This window comes from Rhodospirillales bacterium, assembly GCA_016710335.1.
Lineage (GTDB): Bacteria > Pseudomonadota > Alphaproteobacteria > Rhodospirillales > Defluviicoccaceae > JADJXQ01.
The window spans coordinates 260,078-281,729 of record JADJXQ010000004.1; the positions used below are offsets into that span (position 1 = coordinate 260,078).

A 21,652-nucleotide genomic window follows, 5' to 3' on the forward strand; every position below is an offset into this window, starting at 1 on the left:
TTCGCGTCTATGGATTCCCCCGCCGGCGGCCGGCGAGCAGAACCTCGATGTTTCCGTGGGGCCCGGTAATCGGGCTTTCGGTCGTGCCGATCACCGACCAGCCGGACTGTGCGGCGAGCCACGCCAAGATGCGCTCGCAGACCCTCTGTCGGACCGCCGCATCGCGGACCACGCCGCCGGAGCCGACGTCGCTGCGCCCGGCCTCGAACTGCGGCTTGATCAGCGCGACAAGCAGGGCGTCCGGCGCGGCCAGCGCCAGCGCCGCCGGCAGCGCCGTCTCGATGCCGATGAAGCTGACGTCGCAGACGATGAGATCGACGGGTTCGGGTACCATTGCGCGGCTCAGGTCGCGGGCGTTGGTGCGTTCCAGCACCACGACGCGGGGATCCGTGCGCAGCCGCCACGCCAGTTGCCCGTGCCCGACATCGACGGCGTAGACGCGGCGGGCGCCGCCTGCCAGCAGCACGTCGGTGAATCCGCCGGTGGAGGCGCCCACGTCGAGGCAGGTCAGCCCGGCTGGATCGATGCGGAAGTGGTCGATGCCGTAGGCGAGCTTGACTCCGCCCCGCGACACCCACGGGTGATCCCGGCTGCGCACTTCCAGCGCCGTCGCCGCGGTCACCGCATGTCCCGGCTTGTCGAGCCGGCGCGAGTCGCTGAACACCGTGCCGGCGAGGATCAGGGCCTGGGCGCGGGCGCGGCTTTCGGCGAGACCGCGCTCCACCAGCGCCTGATCGAGTCTGGTCTTGCCGGCGCCGCCGGGATCAGGCGCTGGCGGCCTTCGCCGCATCCCGGTCGAGCCCGAGCGCGATGAGCGCGGTGCGGACGATGCCGGCGGCATGGAGGCCGGCGATCTCGTACTGCCGTTCCGGCTTGTCCTGATCGAGAAAGCGATCCGGCAGCACCAGCGGGCGAAACCGAAGGCCGTTGTCGAACGCACCCTCAGTCGCCAGGAACTGCATGACCTGGGCGGCGAACCCGCCGACAGAGCCCTCCTCGACGGTGATCATCACCTCGTGCTCATCGGCAAGCCGGCGCACCAGATCCTGGTCCAACGGCTTGGCAAAGCGGGCGTCCGCCAGGGTGGTGGAGAGCCCCCGCACCGCCAGTTCATCGGCGGCTTGGTTTGCTTCGCCGAGGCGTCCGCCAAGGCTGAGGATGGCGACGCGCGTCCCTTCCCGCACGATTCGCCCCTTGCCGATGGGGAGCGGCACGCCGTCGGTGGGCAAGTCCAAGCCCCAGCCTTCGCCGCGCGGATATCGAAACGCCACCGGTCCCTCGTCGTAAGCCGCGGCGGTCGCCACCATGTGCATCAGGTCCACTTCGTCGCCGGCGGCCATGACCACCATGCCGGGGAGGCAGCAGAGGTAGGCGAGGTCGAAGGCGCCGGCGTGGGTGGCGCCATCGGCGCCGACCAGCCCGGCCCGGTCGATGGCGAAGCGCACCGGCAGCTTCTGGATGGCCACGTCGTGCACCAATTGGTCGTAGGCGCGCTGCAGAAACGTCGAATAGATGGTCGCAAACGGCTTCATGCCATCGACTGCGAGCCCGGCCGCGAAGGTGACCGCGTGCTGCTCGGCGATGCCGACGTCGAAGAATCGATCCGGGAAGCGTTTCTCGAACTTGTCGAGGCCGGTGCCGGCCGGCATCGCCGCGGTGATGGCGATCACCCGATCGTCCTTCTCCGCCTCGCGGATCAGCGACTTCGCGAAAACGCTGGTGTATGAGGGCGGTCCGGCCTTCGGCTTGACCTGCTCGCCGGTGACCAGATCGAAACGGCTGACGCCGTGGTACTTGTCCGCCGACTGCTCGGCCGGCAGGTAACCCTTGCCCTTCCGGGTCACCACGTGCAGAAGCACCGGCCCCGGCTCCCGGTCGGCGCGCAGGTTTTTCAGGACCGGCAGCAGGTGGTCGAGATTGTGGCCGTCGATCGGACCCACGTAGTAGAAGCCGAGTTCCTCGAACAGGGTGCCGCCCGTGACCAGGCCGCGCGCGTATTCTTCGGCTTTGCGGGCCGCCGTCTCGAACGACCGCGGGAACTTGCGCGCCACCTCCGCTGCGATGTGGCGGATGGAACGGAACGAGCGGGACGAAATAAGCCGCGACAGATAGGCGCTCATCGCCCCCACCGCCGGCGAGATCGACATGTCGTTGTCGTTGAGTATGACGATCAGCCGCGAATCCATCGATCCAGCGTTGTTCATCGCCTCGTAGGCCATGCCGGCGCTCATGGCGCCGTCGCCGATTACCGCGATGACGTGATGGTCCTTGCCCTGAAGATCGCGCGCCACCGCCATCCCCAGTCCTGCCGAGATGGAGGTCGAGGTATGGCCGGCGCCAAACGGGTCGTAGGGGCTCTCGGAGCGCTTGGTGAAACCCGAGATGCCGCCGCCCTGGCGCAAGGTCAGCATGCGCTCGCGCCGGCCGGTCAGGATCTTGTGGGGATACGCCTGGTGCCCGACGTCCCAGATCAGCCGATCGTGCGGCGTGTCGAACACGTAGTGGAGCGCTGTGGTCAACTCGATGACGCCGAGGCTGGCGCCCAGGTGACCACCGGTGATGGACACGATCCGGATCGTCTCCTGCCGCAACTCGTCGACCAGATCACCCAGCCGATCTTCGTCGAACTGCCGAAGATCTGCAGGCGTGCGGATGCGATCGAGAAGCGGCGTCCACGCTTTATCTGTCACAATAAGCTTTCCCCGATCAAGGTGCGGATTCGCCCTGATAGCCCATGTGGGCCGCGAAACCGGTACCTCAGCTTGAGCGAAGTCGAAGGGTGAGCCAACCTAGACAACCTCATGCTCGACAAGCTCAGCATGAGGTTCCTTTCCGGTTAAGTGCAGTCAGTCGCAGTCAGTCCTAATGGGTCCGCTCCACCGCGTAGCGAGCCAGCGAACGCAAAGGTTGGGCGCTTTCCGCAAATACTTCAAGATGGTTGATTGCCTGCTCCGCCAATATGTGGGACTGGGCCCGGGCGCGCTCGACGCCGAGCAAGGTGACGAATGTAGCCTTGCCGGCGGAGTTGTCCTTGCGAGATTTTTTGCCCATTTCCGCCTCCTCCCCTTCCACGTCGAGAAGATCATCGGCGATCTGAAAGGCGAGGCCCAGATCGTGCGCGTACGCATGCAGCGACTGGCGCGCCGAATCGGCGGCCTTGCCGAGCACCGCGCCGGCATCGCATGCAAACGCTATCAACTCGCCCGTCTTCATCCGCTGCAGCCGCGTCACCTCTTCTACCTCCAGGCCGAAGCTGTCGGCGAGCAGGTCCAACATCTGGCCGCCGACCATGCCCTCGGCGCCGGCCGCTCGAGCGAGACGTTGCACAAGCTCACCGCGCACGCGCGGGTCCGTGTGGGTCTCCGCATCCGCCAGCACTTCGAACGCCCGGGTCAGCAAGGCGTCCCCCGCCAGGATCGCCGTCGCCTCGTCATATCTGATGTGGCAGGTCGGCAGGCCACGGCGAAGCTCGTCATTATCCATGGCCGGGAGGTCATCGTGGATCAGCGAGTAACAATGCACCATCTCGACGGCAGCGGCAACCCTGAGCGCGAACGGCGCCGACACGTTGAACAAGCCGGCGCTGGACACCACCAGGAACGGACGAATGCGCTTGCCCGAAGACAGAGCGGAATAACGCATCGCCTCCATCAGCCGCGCCTCGGGCTCATCCCGCACCGGCAACAGGTCATCCAGAACCGCGTTCACCGCGCGCGCGTTATCGGCAAGCGCCGCCTTGATGTCCATCCTCCGCAGCCCTATTCCGGATCCAGAGGCTCGGTGCCGACCGGGCGCCCGTCAGTGCCGAGAATTATCTTTTCGACACGCAGCTGCGCGTTCTGGAGCTTGGCCTCGCAATGCCGCTTGAGATACGTACCGCGCTCGTAGGCGGAGATGGCTTCGTCGAGCTTGATCGATCCTTCCTCCAAACGCCGGACAATGACCTCAAGCTCGGCAAGAGCATCCTCGAAGCTCAGCGCTGCAATGTCTGGCGACACGGGTTCCTGCGGCGAGTTCTGCCCCATGCATTCCGCTCTCGATGTGGGCGCTCCTGATGCGCGATGCGCGTGACAATAGGGAGGCCGCGCCACAGGGGCAAGCGCAACTGTCGGCGGATGGCGGCGGCGGTCATCGGAATCGGGCGCGGCTGCGTATGACCTGGGGACCACAACGTTTGGAGACGCACTTATGACTGCGACCGCAGCGATGACCAGATCGTCGACGCGCCGGCTGGCGACGGCCATGGCGGCCATGGTGGCAGCGCTTGCCGCGTGTGTGCCGGCCGGTGTGGTCAACGTGCTGGTCCCCAACAATGGCTACGAGGTCCGGGAGGGACTTGCATACGGGCCTGCGGCCCGCCAGGTGCTGGACGTGTATGTGCCGACTGCGGCGCCGGACAACGCGCCGGTCATCGTGTTCATTTACGGAGGCGGCTGGGACAGCGGCGATCGCGCGTACTTCCGCTTCGTCGGCGAGGCGTTCGCCCGGCTCGGCTACGTGGTCGTCATTCCTGACTATCGCCTATACCCGGAGGTGCGGTTTCCGACGTTCGCGCAGGATTCCGCCGGCGCCGTGCGCTGGGTCCGGGACAACATCGCGGGGATGGACGGGGACGCCGATCGGATCGTCCTGATGGGCCACTCCGCCGGCGCCCACATTGCAGCGCTGCTCGTCACCGACCGCCGCTACTTGCAGGAGTCAGGGGTGGCGCCGGAAAGCATCCGCGGCTTCGTCGGATTGGCCGGCCCTTATGCATTCAACCCGCTCGAGTACGAAAGCACCCGCCCGATCTTCGCGCCCGCCGACGATCCGGCAGAATCCAAGCCGATCGCCTTCGTCACCGGCGACGAGCCGTCGATGCTGCTTCTGCACGGCGCGGACGATGACACGGTGTTGCCGAAGAACTCCATCGAGATGGCCGAGCGCGTCAACGATGCCGGCGGCGAAGCCCGCCTGATAGCCTATGACGGGGTCGGCCACATCGGCCTGATCCTTGCTATCGCCGCGCCCTTCCGCGAACAGGATTCCGTCTACGGCGACATCACCGCGTTCCTCGCGGGCCTGACGGACCGACCCGGCAGCCCCGGCGCCGCGGCACAGGGTACCGACGGAACGGCGCCGCTGTCGCGTTGAATACGTCTAACGTCTGGCCGGGCTTCAGCGCGGCGTCGCCGCGTCAGTTGCCCATCATCGCCCGCACATGGACGCCGACGCTGGCAGCCAGAGCTTCCAGATCGTAGCCGCCTTCCAATGTCGATACCACGCGGCCGCCGCAGCGCTTGTCGGCGATCTCCAGCAGTTCCCGGGTGACCCAGGCGAAATCCTCCGTCTGCAACCGCAACTGCGCCAGCGGGTCGCGGAAATGGGCGTCGAAACCGGCGGAGATCAGGAGCAGTTCCGGGCCGAAGTCGTCGAGGGCCGGCAGAATGCGATCGGTGTAGGCGTCGCGGAACGCCTCGGAACCCGTGCCGGGGCGGAGTTGGACGTTGACGATGTTGTTGAATACGCCGGTCTCCTGCTCCATTCCGGTGCCGGGATAGCAAGGCCACTGGTGGCTGGACGCATAGAACAGGTCGCGGTAACGGAAAAAATAGTTCTGCGTGCCGTTGCCGTGATGAACATCGAAGTCGACCACGGCCACGCGCTCGACGCCATGCGCCTGGCGGGCGTGTTCGGCGGCGATGGCGACGTTGTTGAACAGGCAGAATCCCATCGCCTGGGATACCTCGGCGTGGTGGCCGGGCGGGCGGACGGCACAGAAGGCGTTGCGCGCCTTGCCGTCGAGAACGGCGTCGACGGCGGCGCACAGCCCGCCGACCGCGTGTAGCGCCGCCGTCCACGAGGCGGAATTCATTGAGGTGTCGGCGTCGAGGTGGGTGTGGCCACTCTTCGGCACTTTCTCGAAGATGGCTTCCACATAGAAAGGCGCGTGCACGCGCTCGATATCGCGGACAGTCGCGAGCGGCGCCTGCTCACGATGCAGATAAGCGAACGGCTCGGTTTCCAGCACCTTGAGGATCGCCTGCAGGCGCGCCGGGCATTCCGGGTGCCACGCCCCCATGTCGTGTTCCTGACAAATCGGATGCGTGTAGAGAAATGTCGACATGTCGGACTTCCGTCAGTTCTTGGCGATTTCCGCCACATGGCTTGGCTGCGTCAAGCGATACATATTTGTCCGCTCGCCGTCTGTTGCCAAGGGTTCATGGGAGGCCGCCGAACGGCATGGCGGCCCCATGACCGCGGGTCAGCGCCGGGTAGGTTTAGGGTGCGGGGGCGGGAGGTCGGCGCCGTCTCCGTCGGCCCCTGCCGGGGCCGCGCCGTCCGTCGTCGGCTCGGCCTCATCCGCCGACGTTTTCACCGCCGCACGCACATTCCCGGGCAACGTCTTCGGGGTGGGGACCGGCAGCGCTTCCGGTCCATCCGTAGCGGCCGCAGCCACCCGCGCCTCCGCCTCCGGCTCCGCCTCCGCCTCCGCCTCCGCTTCCGCCGCCTCCGCCTCCGGCGCCTCCGCCTCCGGCGACTGGGCCGGTTGCTGCGCTTGCGCCGTCTCGGGTTGCACTGGAGCGCCCTCGTCCGCGGCCTCTCCTTGTCGCGACCCGGCCAGAGGCACCTCGCTCGGCGACAGCTTCGCCGTCGGCAACGGTACGCCGTCATCGTCGCCCGACGCCGGCGCCGCGCCCTGTTCGCTCCCTTCGCCGGCTTCCTCCGGCCCCGTCGCCGCGTCTTCGGCAGGCGGGTCGAGAACGGCGTTGTCGGCCGCTGGCTCGTCCGTCACGGCCTGATCAGGCCCAGGCCCAGGCCCAAGCCCCGGCTCAGGAAGATCACCGTCATGCTCGGCGGGCGCCGGCTGATCTTCGGCGTCACTGGAAACTTGCTGCTGAGGGCCCTCAGCTTGCCCGGGGTCTTGCACCGGAGAGCCGTTCTCTGCCGCAGCCTGCGTTTCGCCCGTTCCCCGATCCACCTCTTCTCGATCAGCGGCAGTCGCCGAGGCTTCGGTCTGGGGGACGGCGTCCGCGGCGCCGGGCGCCCCTTGGCGATCGGGTTCCGGGATGTCCATGGTCGTTTCCGGCTGCCCGACGTCCGATGCCTGCGGCGGCGCTGCGGCGGAGGCCGCCTGGTCCGCGCCACCGGTATCGTGGGTGTCGGGTGCGGCCGGGTCCAGGTCGGAAGGGATCGGGTCAGGTTGTGCGCCGGACGCGCCGGCTCTGGCTTCCGCATCCGCGGGCGGCGTATCCGAAAGCTTAGCCGAAACGATCGGCTCACTGTCCTCGCGCGTCGACGTATCGTCAAAGATCGCTCTTACGGCGGACATCAGACGCGACAGCGTCGCTTGATCGCCGCCCTGATCGGAAATCCGTTTCTCCTCGTTCGCCGCATCGGATGTTGAGGCGGACGGATCCGCGGCCGCGGACGTCTCGGCAGTTTCGGTCTCAGGCGCTTCGCGCCCGCTCTTGTCAGCGTCCGCAGCCCCGGCATCGACGACGTCCGGCGCCACAGCCTCGGCGGCAGTGATGGCGGCGGTGCTGGGGCTCTCGGCGTCGCTCACGCGGGCCCCGAAAAATCGGCGGCGGCGGATATGGGAGTCCGCCTGTGCGGGGCGCCGGCGCTGCGGTCAGTTCGGGTGCCTCTGCTCCGGCGCCCTCGACCGCTGGCGCCGCCGCCGTCTCCTGCGGCGACGCGACGGCAACGTCGGGCGGCGGCGCAATCGATTCAGATGGCGGCGCCGTGGCGGCTTCAGCCGCGGGCGGTGCGGCGGCGAGTGGCGGCGCCGGAGGGGCGGCATCGAGAGGGGGCGGCTCGACGCGGGCGCTTGCCTCCGCTGGCGCCGACGACGCTGGTTCAGCCTCATCCTGGATCGATGGCGCGGCTGCCGTCGGAACCTCGGTTCCTTGCGGCGCCGGCGGAACGGCCTCTTCGATCTCTTCAGCCAGGACGGCGATCGGACTGCTTTCCGGCTGGTAGATGGCGAAGTCCCCCTTGCAGCGCGCGCCGGAGGATCGCGTCAGGCTCAGCGTGAAGGGCTGAGGACCGGGCGACATCAACAGGATCGTCTTGGATCGCTGCGGCCGCAACCGGACGAATGCCCGTTCTTCGCCATAGTCGATGAGGACACTGCAGTCGAACCCTTTGAGCTCGAGCGTACCGCCGGAGTACAGGCGTTTGTCGAACACCCAGGTCGGCTCGACATCGAGATCGAGGCTCTCTTCGGCCACGCGCTCAAGCTCACGCTCGCCGTCCGCTGCCCCACTTTCCGTCTGGCGCTCGATCTGGAGCCGGAGGTACATCTCATTGCGCCGAGCGACATCCAGCTTCTCCTTCGCTGCCGCAACCTCGGCATCGAGGCCCTCCGCCCTGAGGCGCTGCCGATCCGCATCGGCGCGGACACCGTCCCGCTGCGCCCGAAGAGTCTGCACGTCGGCGCGCAACTCGTCGTGGCTCTCCCTCAACGCCCGTGCTTCCGAGACCGCGTCATTCCGCGCCACATCGGCCTGGTAAGCGCCCGCCAGCGCCGCAGCGAGGCCGACACTGCCGAACGTGCCGGCCAACCAGCCGGAGATCGCCAGCCGCCGCCGGCCTGCCGCGTCAACGGCGTGCGTTCCTCCGATCAGCGCGACGAGCAGCGCAATGAACGCGATGAACAACCCGAAATAAGTCACCATACCCCGCGGGCACCCGTACCAATTGTTATGCAGACAATAGCACTTCACGGCGCACGGTCGACTCGATTCGCCGGCATGGTCCGTTTCCGCCGCGCCGTGACCTCTGCCGCGGGTCGCGGCCGGCGCGCGCTTGCCGGTTCAGCGGGTGAACGAAGAGAAGCTCATCCCGCCGCAGGACGAGGGCGCGGGCGCAGCCCGAGGTGGCGGGCGAGAGAGGCGAGGCGACGCTCCACCGCTTCGCTCAAGAACACGGGATCGGGCAGCGATAACGACAAGTGATCATTGCTCATTGCCAACGGACACTGCGGCAGCAGGCCGGGCGCGCCGCCCGAGACGGTGTGGGCGAGCCTGAGCGCCAGCCCGATGGTCCGGGCCCGCGCAGATCCGTTATCGTCGAGCAGCCCGCGGACCGACGTCACCAGCGGATCGTCCAGGTCGCCCTTGTAGCGCACCAGCATGGCGGTCGCCAGGAGCACCCGGTCCTCGTGCCGCAGACCGGGGTAGGGAATGCGCAAGACCCGCGCGAAGGCGTGCTGAGCGCGGTAGTCCGGATGTTCGCTCCAGCCGATGTCCGAGAGCAGGCACGCCGCCAGCCGCAACCGCCGGTCCGCCGCGCGCTCGCCGTTGAACAGGGGCGACATCCAGTGCAGGATCTCCTCGCCGTGCATGGCGAAGCGGCCGGTGCGCTCGGCGTGGGTCTCGCAAGCGCTGATCAGCGGGTCCTGCGTCCGCAAGTCCGGCGGCAGCAACTCCAGCATCTGCCCCTCGCGCATCCCGAAGCCGGAGAAAACCACCTGCGCCGGGCGCGTCGCTTCGAGCAGCGCAGCGAGAGCGATGGCGGCGTAGGGCAGGCTTTCGATCCGTTTGCGGCCAATCCCCGACGCCTGTTCCAGCGCTCCGTTGCTGAGTTCGCCGATCAAGTTGGCAAGCCGCAGCGCATCAAGAAAGCCGATGGTGTAGTTGTCGACCACATGCAGCGGGTGATTTTTCTGCTCGATGAGGATGCGGGCGATGGCGCGCCACGACCCGCCGACCGCGTAAAGCGAGCGCCCCGAGACCGTGGCGAGCCAGTCCGCCTTTTTCAGGCCGTCGTCCATCAGCCGCCGCGCCGCAGTCCGGTCGCCGCCCGACTCCTCCAGGAGGCGCAGGTGTCCGAGGGAGAGGGTGGCGAAGGCGCCGATGCGGCCATGATCGAGACCCACCAGGTCGAGACTGCCGCCGCCCAGGTCACCGAGCACGCCGTCGGCGTCGGGCACACCGTTCATCAGCCCGACCGCGGCAAGGCGGGCTTCCTCCGCCCCCGACAGAACATGCACCCCCTGGCCGCACACGGTCTCCGCCTCGCGGACGAACGCCGGCCCGTCGCGCGCATCGCGCACCGCTGCCGTGGCGACGATCTCCAGGTGCGCCACGCCCATGGCGTCCGCCAGCCGGGCGAAGCGGGCGAGGGTGGCGAGGGCGGCGACGACACCCTTCTCGCTGAGCCGGCCGGTCTTGCCCATGTTCGCCGCCAGGGCGCACTGGGCCTTTTCGTTGAAGATGGGAATCGGCAGCCGGCTGGGCGTGTCGTAGACGACGAGGCGAACCGTGTTGGAGCCGATATCGACAACGCCGACGCGCCCATGGATGGTCGACGCCGAGGGCTCGGCCGCGACTGCGTCTGCCGGCAGCGGATCGGTTAGCTCAGTAATGGGCATGCGTTTCTCGATTTATCCGCTTCATCGTCCACGTTTTTAGGTTTGTGAGCAACCGAGTAGCCGCAACCGTCCGAGGTTGCAGCAAATCTCACGATCTACGGCCGCGTCAAGTCCCGCCCGAGACTTTCTTCAGGTACCACTGGTCGAAATAAACGGTCCGCCGGAACCCGCCCAAGCGGTAAGCCGAGTACTGACCTAGTACATGGTAAAGAGAGTCGTCTGCATCCTTACCGGACACGATGTTTCGCAAAGTGACCTCCGCGCTTTCATCTCCGCCGTTTATTTTAGCGTCGATCCAGCCGCTCTTTTCCTGCTTGTTTCCGGCAACAAACCGCATTCTTGCGGAGTACCACACATTCGGCCGCCACCTCGGCAATAGATTGTGCCGATGAAGTCTGTGTCGTGAGCCGTTACTTACGTACCGATGGATCAGGTCAACGCGCCGCCCGCCCAGGCTGATACCGTAGGCGCCGCCGGTCGGATCTGGCGATGTCGGCAACGACCAGATCCAAATGAATTCGGGTTCGAAGGCTTCCATGTCGGCATCATGCGGAGCCGGCACCATGAACCTGAAGCCGACCTCATACTCCTGATTATAAGACAGCCTCTCAATCTTACGATCGTCGCAATGATACAGCCATTGATGGGCAGCATCGATGGTTTCTGTATCCTCCGTTTCCGCGCGGTCGCGCTTCGCTCGGATGTAGCCTGCGGGATCCAGGCGAGGACGATTGGCGCGATTCTTGAAGCGCAAGCAGAGGCCGTTGTCCATCGCGAGAAACTGTTCGCGATCGCTATAGGAATGTCGAGCGGCATTGTCGTTCCACATCCTCACGTCTCTCTCAGTCACGCGGCCTGCGTCGAACCCCCAGTCCGCATCGGCGGGGATGAACGGGCGTTGATCTTCGGCCCGGGTTGAGGCGCTCACGATTAGCACGATGCACCCTGCGAGCATCATCTTCTTGCTCGTTCGGGAGCGGGACGATCGCGATCCTTGGTCGGGCCGGTCTGGAAGCCTCATGCCATTCATTCCGAACCCGGAGTAACGAACCATCGTCGTCGACGTCAACTCCTTACTGGGCGTGCCGCGACCATCTCTTGGTCCCAGACAAAAATCCTTGATCCAAGGCGAAAAAGGTACAAATACCTACAAGGCGATGCACACCGGCAGAACGCATGGCTGTTGTCCCTAATTCACGCGTGGAACCGCATGGACTTGCCGGCCACGCAGATTCTCATCATTGAACGCCGTCGCGCAAGCTACTGCCGTCGGCCTTACAAGAAGACAGGATCTCATGCTCTTTTCTAGACTTGCTCCGAGGTGGACTCCCCGCAACACGATATCAACTTCCTCCCGAACCCGACCAAATCCGGATGTAGATCCGGTCCCAGTTCCAAATCCGGATCCTGTTCCGGATCCGATCCCGGCTCCCAATAAGAACTTCATACCCAAAGATGCGGACTGGTGGTTCGACCGCACCTTGCTCTCAGCATCACATGCGTCGTCCTGGAACAAGGACGCCGCTGGCAACAGTCTCGGTGCGTCGACGACAGTCGACCTCACCGCGGCAGGCATGCCCGGCAAGCTGAGCCTGCAACCGAACGCCGTGCAACCACGTTGCGTTACCAGCGGCCCATACAAGGGCGCCTTGCGAGCCATGCGGCGGACGCACCCTCCCTTCAAGGATCCGACCGGTGGCCCGAACGACACAGACGACCCGGAGACCATGCATGGCGCCCACAACTGGGCTCGAATGGCCAAAGGCAACGGGAGCTTGTGGAAAATACCCTACGGACAGCAATTCGAGATCGGGTTCAAGTTTCTCGTTCCAGCGTCCTCGGATGCAGACATTGCGGCGTTCAAGCAGCCTGATAGCAGTTGGACTTTCATCTGCGCACCCAGCACGAGTTCGGGACCTACGACGTCTGTCTTCCGGATCCTTCTCAATTTCTACGGTCATGGACAATCCATATTACTCAACTCCGGGTACGTGAATAGTGGCGGAACCGAGAGTGACACGTTTTATGGGCCCGGCGGCGTGCGCGGGAAAGGCAGCGACATCAAGTCGAATTGGACGAAGCCGTGGTCGCCGAACGTTTGGTACGCCATTCGGCTGATCGGAGTGGTGGACCAGCGCTCCGATGCTAAGGGTTGGATGAAGCTTTACGTCGACGACATGACGGCCCCATTCATCACCGCGACCGGCATCCGTAACGGCAAACACGGAGAGAGTTCCACCAAAGCGATAGAATTCGGGCAATACAGCGACTGGGGACTTCGTAATCGCAGGCGCTGCATTTACTATGATCAGTGCTACCTGAAGATGGGTCCCTCGGGCTTCCCTCCGCTGAAATGAGGGCCGAAGCGCTTCCGCGGGCTCTGTCGCTTCGTCTTCCACACGCGCCTCGTAACGAAGTGCGACAAAATCCGCTACGTCATGAAGGACAACGCCTCCAGTGCATTTCTTCTGACCGGCGTCGCGCCCTTTGTCGGCAGCCGGGCAGTGACGAGCCTTTTCATGCGGTAGCGTAGTTCCATCCGCGCGCGGGCCTGCAGCTTCTCGATGAAAGAGCGCTTGTTAAACGGGATCGACAGCTGCTCGGCGTGTCGATCCCGCAGTATTTCGCGGAATAATGGATAAGGCGCCGCACGATCCATTTTCCGAACGCCAAGCCCGATCTCTAACAACGTCCGGCAGTTGAACGGAAATACCCGTTCTACATGCGTCGTAACCGCCCCAGCCGAGCGCGCCCCAACTGCCGATACGGTGCTCCCAATAAAAAAGGTCCAAGAGCGCAACACCGCTATCGCGCGGCACGCTGTCCAACCACGACGTGAACGACTGTAGAGCAAGCAGGCTCGGCGGGACGTGACAGAGCTGACAAAGCGTCCGGGCATCCACTTCGTCCGTGCCGGCCCACCCGCCGCCGTAATAACAGCGAAGGACTTCTGCCACATTTCCCACCACTTCGAACGCGCCGGGCGGGATGAACTCCCAGCTCCGCAAAAGCTGGTTGACGAAATCCCACTGCAGTCCACCGACGTTCAAGGTGCAGACCCGACGCTCCTCCCGCTCCTGGCTCTTAAACTGCTCCATGACCGAATGCGATAACGCAAACCTGCGAGCCAGCAACACAGCTGTGTCGACGTCGTCCCGGCTCGACGGCTTCCGTCTTATCGTGAAGTAGTTTATCTTCTTCCGCTGTTCTCCTGCACACGCCATCAGCACGCGCGAGTCATAGCCGCCCGTCAGGCCCATGTATAGCGGTCGTCGGGCCGCTGCCGCGGCAATGGTACCTTCCAGTAACGCCGCGATGCGCCGCGACGCTTCAGCAGTAGGCACCGCTTCGACTGGGCGTCGCGGCCAGTACCTCGTGGCCACCCGTGAACGAACATCCAAGCAGTGATTCGGCAGCAACTGAAGACACCCCTCATAGGGCGTGTTCTGGCCGTACCAGCCATCGCTCCACTTCTGTCTGTAGCACGCCCTCAGCAACTCCACGTCTAAAGGAACATCAGCGTAGGTCGCTAGGAGCGCCGGGTTGGAAGCGGCAATCACCGGGCTCTCCTGCGCTGTCACATAGAAGAGTGACCGCGCACCGACCGCATCAAGATAGAGTCTCGCGGCGCCCCCTACTGTGGCAAGGATAAGCCACCGGCCCGCCAACTCTGCGAGCGCGTCTTCAAGCTGCTGAAAGTCCGCACATTCCTCTGCCAGCCAGCGCACGATGTCCTGGTTCAGGCTTGCAGGGTCGCCTGGCAGGAAGACATGCCCGACGCAGGTGATCGTCACAGGATCATCGCGATGGTGACTTATCTCGGCGGAAGGGTGATAGGAAAGTGTCAGCCCTTCCCCGACTTCGATATTTTGCCAGCCATGATCGAGAAAGAAGGCTTGCCGGCCTATGATCACCTGCTTGCTGTAGAGCCGGTGATTACCGTAAGTGTCCAGAACGTTGTCCAGCGCCGATTCACGGAACATGAGCCGAAACACCCCCTCTCCCTGAGCGCTCTGCACCGCAGCTAGCAGATGCTCGCTCTCTCAGTAGCACACCTGCCGCCATTCGGCTACGGCACCCCGCAAGCGTCATGAGTACCCTGCCGGAGCGAGCAACGCTACATACAAGCGGTTATATGGTAGGTTAACATGCCCCGTTGCGGGAGGGCCAAACGCCATGTTCAGAACGGCAGAATTGGGACGCACGATCCCGAAGAATGAGTATCACGAGAAACTTCCGATGCTGCGGGCGGAACTGCTCGAGATCCAGCAGCACCTGAAATCGCGCAAGTTCCCGACCATCGTGGTGTTCTCCGGGGTCGACGCGGCCGGCAAGAGCGAGACCATCAACACGCTCAACGAGTGGATGGACCCGCGTTGGTTGATCACCCGCGCCTATGGGCCGCCGTCCGACGAGATGGCGGAACGCCCCGAGTACTGGCGGTTCTGGCGCGACCTGCCGCCGAAAGGTCGGATCGGGCTGTTCTTGAGTTGCTGGTACTCGCGGCCGCTGCTCGACCGGGTCCACGGACGGACCAGCGAGGCCGAATTCGACGAGGCGCTCGATCGGGTGATCGCGTTCGAGAACGCTTTGGCCGACGACGGCGCCCTGTTCGTCAAGGTCTGGCTGCACCTCGGCAAGGCTGCCCAGAAGGATCGGCTGCGCGCGCTGGAAAAGGACCCGCTGACGCGCTGGCGGGTGTCGAAGACGGACTGGGACCACTGGCACCTCTACGACCGCTTCGTCGCCGCCGCGGAGCGCCTGATCACCCGCACCAGCACCGGACATGCCCCCTGGAACATCGTCGAAGGCGTCGACAAGCGCTACCGCAGCGTCACCGTGGGGGTGACGCTGCGGGACGCGATACTGAAGCACTTCCATCGCCGGGATGTCATGCGTCATGCCGCTGCGGAGTACCGCGCCCTCACCCATGGCGCGACGTTGACGACGCCGGACCGCGCTGCGATCGATGAAGAGCCGACGGAAGGAGCGTCTACGCCTGCGAAGCTCAGCGCCACGGTCATCCACATTCCCAATATCTCGATACTGAGCCGGCTGGATATGGACCAGAAGCTGGCCAAGAATGACTATTCGAAGCAGCTCGAAGCCTGCCAGGGCACTCTCAACCGGCGCTTCCGGAGGGCGAAGGAACTGGGCGTCTCCGCCATCCTGGTGTTCGAGGGCTGGGACGCTGCCGGCAAGGGCGGCGCCATCCGTCGCGCCACAGCGGCCCTCGACGCCCGCGATTACCAGGTCATTCCCATGGCCGCCCCCACCGACGAGGAGCGGGCGCAGCACTACCTGTGGCGGTTCTGGCGGCATCTTGCCGGGGCCGGCCGCATGACCATCTTCGACCGCAGCTGGTACGGCCGGGTGCTGGTGGAGCGGGTGGAGGGCTTCGCCTATGAGCCGGAATGGCGGCGGGCCTATGCCGAGATCAACGACTTCGAGGACCAGTTGGTCCGCCATGGCATCGTGTTGTGCAAGTTTTGGCTGCACATCACCAAGGACGAGCAGCTTGCCCGCTTCCGGGCGCGCGAGCAGGTCGAGTACAAGCGCTGGAAGCTGACCGAAGAGGACTGGCGGAACCGCCAGAAGTGGGACCTCTACGACGCGGCGGTCAACGACATGGTGGAGCGGACCAGCACCACCCTCGCTCCCTGGACCCTGGTCGAAGCCAACGAGAAACGCTTCGCCCGCATCAAGGTTCTGCAGACCATCACGGACGGCCTGAAGGCGGCAATCATCCGCCGTGAGGGCGGCGAGGATGCGGCTTCGCCGGCGCCGAAAGCGAAACTCAAGAGGACGGGATGAGCGACACGACCGATAGGGCCGCGTCGGACGAAGCCAAAGTTCCTGAAGCCGCAGCCGAAGGCGGCGGCGCGACGTCGCGAGACACAGCCGCCCGCGAGCGGCCGGCGCGGCGGCGCGCGTCGCGTCGCTCCTCCGCGCGCGCCAGCGGCCCGCTCGAACCTGTCGAGCCTGCCGCCGCCGCGGACGCCGAAAGCGACCCGGCCGAACCCCGTTTCGACCTCCGCTCGCCCGAATTGTACCTGAACCGCGAGCTGACATGGCTGGAGTTCAACCGGAGGGTGCTGCACGAAGCCCGCGATCCGCGCACGCCGCTGTTGGAGCGGGTCAAGTTCCTGGCCATCGCCGCCAACAACATGGACGAGTTCTTCATGAAGCGGATCGGCGGCCTCAAGCAGCAGATCGGCGCCGGCGTCCACAAGCTGACCGTCGACGGCCGCACGCCGAGCCAGCAACTGGAGGCGTGCCGGACGGTGATCGCTCAGTTCATGGCGGACAAGCGGGAAGCCTATCTGGAGCTGCTCGACATTCTTGACGCCCACGACATCCGCATCCGGCGGTTTGAGGATCTCACCGGCGCGGAACGGAAGGAGGTCCTCGGCTTCTACCACGACAACATTTTTCCGTTGCTGACCCCGCTCGCCATCGATCCGGCGCATCCGTTTCCGTTCATTTCCAACCTGTCCCTCAACCTCCTGGTCACGCTCCGCTTCCCCGGCGAGATGCAACTCACCATGGCGCGCATCAAGGTGCCGGTCGGTGGCGATGTCCCCCGCCTCATTCGGGTCGGCACGCACAACCATTTCGTGCTGCTGGAAGACGTCGTTTCACAGTGCCTGGAGGAATTATTCCCGGGAATGACGGTGGAGACGGTGGAATTCTTCCGCGTGACGCGCAACGCCAACACCGATCGCGACGAGGAGCACGCCGAAGACCTTCTGGCGATGATCGAGGCCGAACTGCGGGAGCGGCGGTTCGCGCCGATCGTCCGTCTCGAAGCCCAGACCGGCATCGACCCGGACCACCGCGGCATGCTCGCCGCGGAACTCGGCCTCGATGTGGACTACGACGTCTACGAGCGGGATGTGATCATCGGCATGCGCGACCTGATGGAGCTGGCGCAGATCGATCTCCCCGAGCTGCACGATCCGCCCCACGAGGCGATCACCAACGTCAGGCTGCAAGATCGCGACAACGTCTTTCACATCATCCGCGAGTCCGGGCCGATCCTGCTGCACCACCCGTATGAATCGTTCGTCACCTCGGTCAGCCGCTTCGTCCGCGAGGCGGCGGAAGATCCAAAGGTGCGGGCGATCAAGATGTCCCTCTACCGCACCTCCGCGGATACCCAGATCATCGATTATCTGATCGAGGCGGCGCGCAACGGCAAGCAGGTGGCGGTGGTGGTGGAACTGAAGGCGCGCTTTGACGAAGCCGCCAACATCCAGTGGGCGTCGCGCATGGAGGAAGCGGGCATCCACGTCACCTACGGCGTCCTCGGCCTCAAGACCCACTGCAAGCTCGTGCTGGTGGTCCGCCGCGACTACAACGGCCTCAGGCGCTACGCCCACATCGGCACCGGCAACTACCACGCCGGGACGGCGCGCCTGTACAGCGATCTCGGTCTGCTGACGTGTGATCCCCCGATCGGCCAGGATCTCACCGAGCTGTTCAACTATCTCACCACCGGCTGCCGCCCGGCCCGCAACTACCGCCGCATCCTCGCCGCTCCCAATCTGATGAAACGGGCGCTGCTGGGCCGAATCGACCGCGAGATCGCCTTGCATAGCGCGGAGGCGCCCGGCCTGATCCGCTTCAAGGCCAACGCGCTCGAAGACCCGGACATCGTCGAGGCACTGTACCGCGCCTCGCAGGCGGGGGTTCGGGTGGATCTCATCATCCGCGACACCTGCCGGCTGCGCCCGGGCATCCCGGGCCTCTCGGAAACGATCACGGTGATCAGCATCGTCGGCCGCTTTCTGGAGCACGCGCGCATCTACTATTTTCAGAACGGCGGCGAGGAGGAGTATTTCATCGGGTCCGCCGACCTGATGACCCGCAACCTCGAGATGCGGGTCGAGGTGGTGGTGCCGATCCAGCTTATGACGCTTCGCAAGGAACTCGGCCATATCCTGGAAGCGCAACTTCGCGACCAGCGTTCCGCGTGGGAGATGCAGCCGGACGGCAGCTATGTGCAGCGCCAGCCATCGAGCGGGCGCGAGGAGCGCTCCTGCCAGGACAGCCTGATCCACGTCGCCAAGCTACGCACCGAGCGTGCCAAGCGCCTCCGCAAAGTCAAACCCCGCGCCTTCGCCAGACGAGCGCCGAAGTAGGTCGACAAAGCAGGTCAGCAGGGGTCAGCTATGACACGCTCGATCGCGGCACAACGCCCGCTTCGATAGCGGCATCAGCGTTCGAACCACGTCGACGTGTCGCAGCCGCAAATGAACCGGACGCGAATGCCGGTTTCGAAAAGCGTCTCGCGATGATTCAGCCAGTCGCTGTCGGTCGCATTGACTACCGGTGCGTTTTCCCGCCTCGCCAAAGCAGCGAACTTGCGATCACTGCGATCGAAGCCCGCATCTATGAGCGCTTGAGGAAGATCGACGTATTCGCCGTCGTCCCGTTTGGGGAGATCTATGCGCTCGACACGCTCCGGTGCGCTGTTCAGGAGCGCCTGATAGAACCGGTCGCCGACGCCAGGCTGGCCGCTGGGACGCAAGTGCCTGCGATACTCGTCTTGAATATCGCCGGCGAGGTCAACGAGAAGCTTGCCCGAAGACAGCAACTCCTGAAGGAACTTCACTGCGGCAATGCGGCAATTGACAGAAGGGGAACCGGTGTTATCCGGACCACTGTCGCCGTTGGCGACGATCGGGACGTTCGTGTCCACGACAAACCGGCTCATTCAGCGGCTTGCATCCGCTTTAGTCGTGCCAGTTCCGCCTCCGCCGCCTCGGTGAAAGCGTCGCCCATGAACTTGTCGGGCCAATTTCGGATGCTGCCGTAAAGATCCACATCCAGCGGCGTCAGTGTCGAAACACCATTGGCAGCATCGCAGAAGTAAAGCTTGACGTCGCTGGCTGGCACAGTTTGCTCTGCGATCCGCCGCTGCAGCCGCAGCAGGAGATGCTCGGAATGGCTCTCGAGGATCACCTGCACTTTCCGGTGCGTGGCGGCCTGGATGATGACGTCGGCAAGTCCCGCCTGAGCCAGCGGGTGCAGGTGGATCTCCGGCTGCTCGAGGATCACCGTAGAACCCTCGGGCACGTACTGCAGCAACGTGACGACGGGCAGAACCTGCGACACGCCGAAGCCCACGTCGGTCAACAGCACCTCGCTGGCGCCGGGGCGAGTCTTCACCCGCGCCTGCCAGCGGTTTGAGCCGGGAGCGATTTCCACAACGCTGAAGCTGTCGATGAGCCCCATCTCGCGAAGCCAATGCGCAATCAATTCCTGAAAGGGCCTCTTGCGGGCTTTCTTCCTCAGATTGCGCTCCTCCCCGGCTTCCGTGGCAGCGAGAATGGCATCGATCGCCTTCTCGCCCCGTTGACCAACATCAGTGGGACGCGAGCGCGCCCAAAGGTAGTCCCGCTTTGGAAACTCCCGAAGCGGACCGAGATAAAAAATCCCGTCGATCTGAGCCTCGTATGCGGCCTCCAGATCGGCGAGGAAGCCGGCGTTCTGGAAGTACGTCCGAGCCTGATCGGGAAAGGCATAGGACTTGATGGGGCCCGGCAACTGCCATGGACGACCCTTAGTCCGAAGAAAGTTGAAGTCCTGTGTGGCGCCTTCCGCTACCGACGCTTCGAGATCAAATTGCGCAACGTCGCCATTCCGGGGCGCCAAACTGAAACACATATCGCCCAGATCATAGGAGAGCGTCCGGGCTACGGGAGCCATCTGACGAACGGCGATATCCGCGTGCAGCGTCAACTCGAGGCCTTTGGCAACCACGGAGGTCTTGCTCTCGCTCGGATCGCTGAGCGCCAGTTCGTCGGGCAACCGGAAGCTGAGCGACCATTTGATGGCGCCGGTCTCATCATGTTGGTGGATGGCGTCCTTGATGGTGCCGAGTTGCACCAGTCCGCCATTCAGTTCGAGGGAGATCTTGCGGTCCGTCGCGTCCTTCGTTTGCTTCATCAGGAGCAGGAACTGCAGGAGGCTTGTCTTGCCGGAGGAGTTCGTGCCGAACAGACCCGTGATTGGGCCGCAGGCCATGTCGGCATGTGCCCAGGACTTGAAGTTGGAGAATCGAAGTGCCGTCAGCATGCACTACTCTATCGCAGTGCCGGATGCGTCGCACAGCCTTGTTGATCCCCGACCGACCACTGGCTCTGCGTCAATGAGCAGAAGTTTGGTTCACCGGCTACGCTTCGTTAATCGGCGTGTCGAGGGCACTTGACGCGCCTCCCGCGTACTGCGTGTATCGACAAACTGCGGCGCGTCACGCCGGGTTCTCGCTGCCGCCGTCACCGCCGTCTCCGTCTCCGCCGCGGCCCCGGTCCTCGCCTTCGCCGCTCTTGTGCGGGACGCCGAACAGTTCGAGACGGTGGCCGACCAGGCGGTAGCCGTGCTGGTCGGCGATCTGGCGTTGCAGCGCCTCGATTTCCGGGCTGGTGAACTCGATGACCGCGCCGGACTGGATGTCGATCAGATGATCGTGGTGGATCTCGCTGATTTCTTCGTAGCGGGCCCGGCCGTCGCCGAAATCGTGACGCTCCAGGATGTTGGCTTCCTCGAACAGGCGAACGGTCCGATAGACGGTTGCGATGCTGATGTGCGGGTCGATGCGCACCGACCTCCGGTAGACCTCCTCGACATCCGGGTGGTCATCCGCCTCCGACAACACGCGGGCGATGATCCGGCGTTGACCGGTCATCTTCATGCCCTTTTCCAAGCATAGTTGCTCGATACGAGATGGCGCCGACATGTGTCCTCCCCCAGCCCGGGTTTTCCCGGGCGCTACTTCGCGGGCGCCGGCGTTCGCGCCGGCGCCCTGCGGAGCGGCCGCAGTCGTACCTCCTGCACCGCGCTCGATCAATCCTCTCGCCGCCGCTTGGTCCCGAGGCCGATCTCCTTGGCGAGGTGGCTGCGATGCTTGGCATAGTTCGGAGCGACCATCGGGTAGTCGGCCGGCAGTCCCCAGCGTTCCTTGTAGTCTTCCGGAGACAGGTCATAGGCGGTCTTGAGGTGCCGCTTGAGCATCTTCAACTTCTTGCCGTCCTCGAGGCAGATGATATAGTCCGGATACACCGACTTCTTGACCGGCACGGCCGGCTTGGGACGCTCCGGCTCCACCTGCGCCGAGCCGATCGACGACAGCGTGCTGTAAACGTTCTGAATCAGTTTCGGAAGATCGGCCAGCGGCACCGGGTTGTTGCCCACATGCGCAGCAACGATCTCCGTCGTCAACTCAAGCACTTCGCTCTGGTTAAGGTTCTCGCTCATACAAAGTTTTCCTCGGGTTTTGAAACGTGGGTC

General features: G+C 64.7%; 18 protein-coding genes. 4 read left to right on the plus strand and 14 right to left on the minus strand.

Annotation, left to right across the window (positions count from 1 at the left end; all coding sequences use genetic code 11):
- Positions 1-7: 7 nt before the first annotated feature.
- From IPM60_08895 to IPM60_08910, 4 genes are all read right to left on the minus strand, one after another.
- Positions 8-790 carry a TlyA family RNA methyltransferase gene (locus IPM60_08895; GenBank protein ID MBK8908009.1) on the minus strand — a complete coding sequence of 261 codons (783 nt, stop codon included), beginning with the start codon at positions 788-790 and terminating at the stop codon, positions 8-10.
- Complete coding sequence (gene dxs / locus IPM60_08900; protein ID MBK8908010.1) at positions 765-2,690, minus strand: 1-deoxy-D-xylulose-5-phosphate synthase; 1,926 nt, start codon at positions 2,688-2,690, stop codon at positions 765-767. Before dxs ends, IPM60_08895 begins: the two co-directional genes overlap by 26 nt.
- Positions 2,691-2,862: 172 nt before the next feature.
- Positions 2,863-3,747, minus strand: a complete 885-nt coding sequence (locus IPM60_08905; protein ID MBK8908011.1) for a polyprenyl synthetase family protein — start codon at positions 3,745-3,747, stop codon at positions 2,863-2,865.
- Positions 3,748-3,758: 11 nt separating this feature from the next.
- The gene (locus tag IPM60_08910; GenBank protein MBK8908012.1) at positions 3,759-4,025 is read right to left on the minus strand and encodes an exodeoxyribonuclease VII small subunit; all 267 of its coding nucleotides are present in this window, start codon (positions 4,023-4,025) and stop codon (positions 3,759-3,761) included.
- 163 nt (positions 4,026-4,188) lie between these two features.
- Between IPM60_08910 and IPM60_08915 the strand changes: the two genes are divergently transcribed.
- On the plus strand, positions 4,189-5,133 hold the full coding sequence (locus IPM60_08915) for an alpha/beta hydrolase (protein MBK8908013.1): 945 nt from the start codon (positions 4,189-4,191) through the stop codon (positions 5,131-5,133).
- A 43-nt stretch (positions 5,134-5,176) separates the two neighbouring features.
- Here the strand turns inward: IPM60_08915 and IPM60_08920 are convergent, their stop codons facing one another.
- From IPM60_08920 to IPM60_08940, 5 genes are all read right to left on the minus strand, one after another.
- Positions 5,177-6,106, minus strand: coding sequence for a histone deacetylase family protein (locus tag IPM60_08920; protein ID MBK8908014.1), 930 nt, complete (start codon positions 6,104-6,106; stop codon positions 5,177-5,179).
- A gap of 138 nt (positions 6,107-6,244) precedes the next feature.
- Positions 6,245-7,546, minus strand: coding sequence for a hypothetical protein (locus IPM60_08925; GenBank protein ID MBK8908015.1), 1,302 nt, complete (start codon positions 7,544-7,546; stop codon positions 6,245-6,247).
- The gene (locus tag IPM60_08930) at positions 7,455-8,660 is read right to left on the minus strand and encodes a hypothetical protein (GenBank protein ID MBK8908016.1); all 1,206 of its coding nucleotides are present in this window, start codon (positions 8,658-8,660) and stop codon (positions 7,455-7,457) included. Before IPM60_08930 ends, IPM60_08925 begins: the two co-directional genes overlap by 92 nt.
- A 161-nt stretch (positions 8,661-8,821) precedes the next feature.
- Positions 8,822-10,357, minus strand: a complete 1,536-nt coding sequence (locus tag IPM60_08935; protein MBK8908017.1) for an exopolyphosphatase — start codon at positions 10,355-10,357, stop codon at positions 8,822-8,824.
- 106 nt (positions 10,358-10,463) lie between these two features.
- The gene (locus IPM60_08940; protein MBK8908018.1) at positions 10,464-11,315 is read right to left on the minus strand and encodes a hypothetical protein; all 852 of its coding nucleotides are present in this window, start codon (positions 11,313-11,315) and stop codon (positions 10,464-10,466) included.
- A gap of 616 nt (positions 11,316-11,931) precedes the next feature.
- Between IPM60_08940 and IPM60_08945 the strand changes: the two genes are divergently transcribed.
- Complete coding sequence (locus IPM60_08945; protein ID MBK8908019.1) at positions 11,932-12,714, plus strand: hypothetical protein; 783 nt, start codon at positions 11,932-11,934, stop codon at positions 12,712-12,714.
- Between the two features lie 222 nt (positions 12,715-12,936).
- On the opposite strand, the gene IPM60_08950 is transcribed toward IPM60_08945, so the two are convergent.
- On the minus strand, positions 12,937-14,340 hold the full coding sequence (locus IPM60_08950) for a hypothetical protein (protein MBK8908020.1): 1,404 nt from the start codon (positions 14,338-14,340) through the stop codon (positions 12,937-12,939).
- A gap of 193 nt (positions 14,341-14,533) precedes the next feature.
- Between IPM60_08950 and IPM60_08955 the strand changes: the two genes are divergently transcribed.
- Complete coding sequence (locus tag IPM60_08955) at positions 14,534-16,171, plus strand: polyphosphate kinase (protein ID MBK8908021.1); 1,638 nt, start codon at positions 14,534-14,536, stop codon at positions 16,169-16,171.
- Positions 16,168-18,501: a polyphosphate kinase 1 gene (gene ppk1 / locus IPM60_08960; protein MBK8908022.1), complete on the plus strand. Its 2,334-nt coding sequence runs from the start codon at positions 16,168-16,170 to the stop codon at positions 18,499-18,501. The genes IPM60_08955 and ppk1 overlap by 4 nt, the downstream gene beginning before the upstream one ends.
- A gap of 74 nt (positions 18,502-18,575) precedes the next feature.
- Here the strand turns inward: ppk1 and IPM60_08965 are convergent, their stop codons facing one another.
- From IPM60_08965 to IPM60_08980, 4 genes are all read right to left on the minus strand, one after another.
- Positions 18,576-19,076: a hypothetical protein gene (locus IPM60_08965; protein ID MBK8908023.1), complete on the minus strand. Its 501-nt coding sequence runs from the start codon at positions 19,074-19,076 to the stop codon at positions 18,576-18,578.
- Positions 19,073-20,440 carry a DUF3696 domain-containing protein gene (locus tag IPM60_08970; GenBank protein MBK8908024.1) on the minus strand — a complete coding sequence of 456 codons (1,368 nt, stop codon included), beginning with the start codon at positions 20,438-20,440 and terminating at the stop codon, positions 19,073-19,075. The genes IPM60_08965 and IPM60_08970 overlap by 4 nt, the downstream gene beginning before the upstream one ends.
- A gap of 175 nt (positions 20,441-20,615) precedes the next feature.
- A complete protein-coding gene (locus IPM60_08975; protein ID MBK8908025.1) occupies positions 20,616-21,101 on the minus strand; it encodes a transcriptional repressor in 486 nt (161 codons plus the stop codon).
- Positions 21,102-21,208: 107 nt separating this feature from the next.
- Entirely contained in the window at positions 21,209-21,619 is a 411-nt protein-coding gene (locus IPM60_08980; protein ID MBK8908026.1) for a MucR family transcriptional regulator, read from the minus strand.
- Positions 21,620-21,652 lie beyond the last annotated feature (33 nt).